The sequence below is a fragment of the Oleiphilus sp. HI0128 genome (assembly GCF_001635365.1).
Genome location: NZ_LWGG01000818.1, coordinates 1 through 3704 on the forward strand (window position 1 = coordinate 1; position 3704 = coordinate 3704).

The 3704-nt window shown below is 42.3% G+C and carries 4 protein-coding genes; 2 read left to right on the forward strand and 2 right to left on the reverse strand.

All coding sequences use genetic code 11. The annotated features are described in order from the left end of the window. Positions 1–295: 295 nt before the first annotated feature. Both A3763_RS12280 and A3763_RS12285 read left to right on the forward strand, forming a co-directional pair. Entirely contained in the window at positions 296–1099 is an 804-nt protein-coding gene (locus A3763_RS12280; RefSeq protein WP_068633128.1) for a hypothetical protein, read from the forward strand. A 172-nt stretch (positions 1100–1271) separates the two neighbouring features. After that, positions 1272–1955 (forward strand): carbonic anhydrase, encoded by a 684-nt coding sequence (locus A3763_RS12285; RefSeq protein ID WP_068508463.1) that lies wholly within the window; start codon positions 1272–1274, stop codon positions 1953–1955. Between the two features lie 163 nt (positions 1956–2118). Here the strand turns inward: A3763_RS12285 and A3763_RS12290 are convergent, their stop codons facing one another. Further along, positions 2119–2397 (reverse strand): peptidylprolyl isomerase, encoded by a 279-nt coding sequence (locus A3763_RS12290; protein WP_068508461.1) that lies wholly within the window; start codon positions 2395–2397, stop codon positions 2119–2121. Positions 2398–2408: 11 nt separating this feature from the next. Continuing rightward, positions 2409–3704 (reverse strand): cytochrome P450 (locus A3763_RS12295; RefSeq protein WP_156495066.1); only part of this gene is annotated, 1296 nt, incomplete at its 5' end.

Here is a 3704-nt window from a genome sequence, read left to right on the forward strand (position 1 = left end):
ATTGGAATTTCTCATGGTGTGTATTTCAACTCTATATAAATTAATTGGGAAAGGTTAATTAAATCAGCAAGCTATGAATATTTTCGGTGCTTAGTATAAAGCAAAAACGGTGTCTATTCACATGAATAGACACAGGATAACATCTTGTTACTGACCGAAATCAATCTCCCACATACAAATTGGCTTTTTCTGGCCATTATTTCACCAACTACTTAGGTGGCTGTATATATTTTAATAAGCCATTAATGATTCAGAGTACCTTAATAAGATAAAGATCGACTATCCCGGGGGAAGTATGACTAAGCATAATGAGCAAATAGCAAAATCCAGACTTGGGCGCTTATTAGTAAACCGCGGTTATATTAGCGAAGCGCAACTTGATCAAGCACTTCAGCTTCAAGTCTCCGAGAACATGATGCTTGGTGAGGTCTTAATTAAGCAAGGCTGGATTAGTGAGAAAGAGCTAAATAGAACACTTAAGCATCAGTCTCGTTACCGTTACACTGCAGCATTTGTTGCTTTGGCTGCGGCGCCGTTTCAACCGATGCTTGCTATGGCTGCGAGTCCCGCTGCAGCTTTACCAATTAATAACACCAGTAGCGCTGAGCTAACACGAGAACAGTTAGGTAAGTTTGGCGGCATGCAGATGCTTGATGACGAAGCTTTGGCAGGTGTTAATGCCCAAGGGTTCGGTCCAATACCAGGTATGGGGCTTAGCATCGGTCAGAATGCTGACGGAGCGGTTGCCGGTTTTCAGCATAAATATAACGACGAAGATGAATATGAAGAGCCGAAGGATGAGCAAGTGGCTTATGAGTTAGCGGACAGTGTATTAACCATGGCAGGTGTTGGTCCGATATCTAACCTGATTGAAGCAGATATTTCTATTGAGGGTTTGAAATACCAGGAAGGAAGAGGGCCTATAGAAATTACTGACGAAGGCGGTATAAAAATATATATGCCGACAGAAATTGCTCGAATTAGCATGGAGAATATTCGAGTTAAAGGAAATACTAGCGGCCCAACTATGGGAAGCATTTACATGTCTGATATCAAGTATCATCCAGATTCCAGCTATACAATTACCGCGAGAAACTAAGCCCTCTACGTTGTTATACATAAAAAAACAGGCGCGAGCCTGTTTTTTTATGCGTCAAAATAGGGCGCTCGAACATAAAAAATTAGTTAGGGCTTTTCCTTGCTATATCGCTTCCCTATACCGGTTGAGAAAGCTATTATTCAACACGTTAATTGAGTTATAGAGAATTGATATGCCAAAAATAGCCAGTGGAATCGTACGATTCAAAACCGAAGTGTACCCTCAGAAGAAAGAACTATTCGATCAACTTGTGAAAGGGCAGCATCCAGAAGCTCTTTTTATTACATGCTCTGATTCTCGTATTGACCCAAACCTTTTAGTTCAGACGGAACCAGGGGAACTATTCATATGTCGAAATGCAGGCAATATTGTTCCACCGCATAGCAACTATACTGGTGGTACCACGGCAACGATTGAGTATGCTGTTGCCGTTCTTGAAGTCAAACATATTATTGTGTGTGGACACACCTGTTGTGGGGCAATGGCCGGCGTGATGGACCCTGACTCGCTCACTAACCTTCCTCATGTGACACAATGGCTCAGCTACTCAAAGGCTGCGCATCAGATTGTTATGGAAAAGCTGCCAGAGGGCTCCCATGATGAACGTCTGGCTATGTTGATTGATGAAAACGTTTTGCTTCAGTTGCAGCATTTAAAGACCCACCCTCATGTTGCTGCCAAACTTTCTACCAATAAAATTCAGCTACATGCCTGGACCTACGATATTGGTGCCGGAGACGTAAGGGCTTTTGATGATGAACGTGGTGAGTTTGTGCCCGTTGAGGAACGTTACGCCGAGGATGTAAAAGCGTATCTTGAATCCCAACAGGCCGGTGCATGCAACGCGGACCATTAATCTGGCATATGAAATAGCAAGGAAGGTAAAAGAGAATAATAAGGATCTACAATGAAAGTTTTGGTGATCGGTGCTAATGGCGATATTGGTGCTAATGTCTTACGAGGGCTGTCAATCTAAGATAACAACTAAAAGCAGCTTTAGGCAGCTTTTAGTTGTTATCTTAGCCTCGAAAGTAAACTTCGATCAGGTGATAGCCAAATTTTGACTTTACTGGACCGTGAACGGTCTTTAATGCTTTTTTGAAAATTACTTGTTCAACGGGCTTAACTAAGTCACCAGGCCGAATTTCGCCTAAGTCGCCACCATTCTTTTTGCTAGGGCAGCTAGAGTGCTTGCGCGCCAGTTTTGCAAAGTCACCCCCTTTAGCCAAGGCTTGTTTTATCGTGTTGGCAGTTTGCTCATCTTTTACAAGAATATGACGCGCCATCGCAGTTTTCATTAGCAAAGTCTCTAATTATCTCGGCTTTTTAGTTTAACTTGCATGCCCTTATTATTCGAGAGCGTAATGAGAGGTTGAGGGTCAAACACATTGTTTTCATCTAATTCGACTTCGAATCTTCTCATAATTGTTGCAAGTATTATTTTCGCTTCCATCATCGCAAATGATTGCACAATGCAAAATCGTGGCCCCGAGCCAAAAGGTATATAAACATGCTTTGGTATGTTTTTCTCGTTTTCTGGTGAAAAACGCTCTGGATCGAAGCGGTTCGGGTTTTCAAAATAACGTGGGTTTAAGTGGTTCGCATAAGGTGATAGGAAGATAACTTTATCTTTGGGAATATGATATGAGCCTATGTCAATGTCGTCATTGGCTTGTCGGTTGTTTAGCGTCCAGACTGGCGGTAACAAGCGCATTGATTCCTTAATGACCATATCAGTATAGTTAAGCTCACCTAGGTGTTCAAACTGAGCGTCTTGATCGTTTAAAACACTGTCTAACTCGGCATGAAGCTTTGCCTGAATATCTGGATGTAGAGCGAGCAAGTAGAATGTCCAACTTAAGGCATTTGATGTTGTTTCATGGCCTGCGGTAAATAGTGTGATTAGTTCATCCATCACGAGCTCGGTTGGCATGCTGCTTCCGTCTTCGTATTTAGCTTCGAGCAGCATTGACATCATATCTGGTTTTTTATCAGCATTTGTTAAGTCTGAGTTCTTTCTTGTTTCTATCATACTGCTAATTGTTTTGTGCAATGCCTTTTTGGCAGCGACCAAGCGACGGTTTCCTCGGGTGGGAACCCAGTCAGGAAAAACTAAAGCCTGCTGAAACCGTTTGTTAGTTTCCGTTTGAACGATGTGCATTGTTTCACCAATATTATTTGCATTGCTTTGCATATGTTCCATATCTGTATCAAACAGAGTCTTGCTGACGATATACATTGTCAGCTTGAACATATCATCAGCAATATCCCTGTTACCCGCCTTCCAATCTTGCGTCATTCTGCTTGTATAATCGCTCATAGTTTTAGCGTAAGACTCAATTCTACGGAAGTGGAAGCCTGGCTGTACTAATTTCCTTTGAGTCTTATGATTAGCAAGGTCATTGTTTGTTATCAGCCCCTTTCCCAAAACGGTTCCCATGACAGCAACGTCTCGGTCTGACTTTCTAAATTTTTTTGCTTGGCTTACAAGAATTTGGTGGCTTAAGTCACCACTTGTGACAAGCGCCATATTGTTAAAAGGGATGTGGAATTCCACTATGTCCGGGTAGGTAGACATTAAACGGTGGAAGAAGGCCAAGGGGTC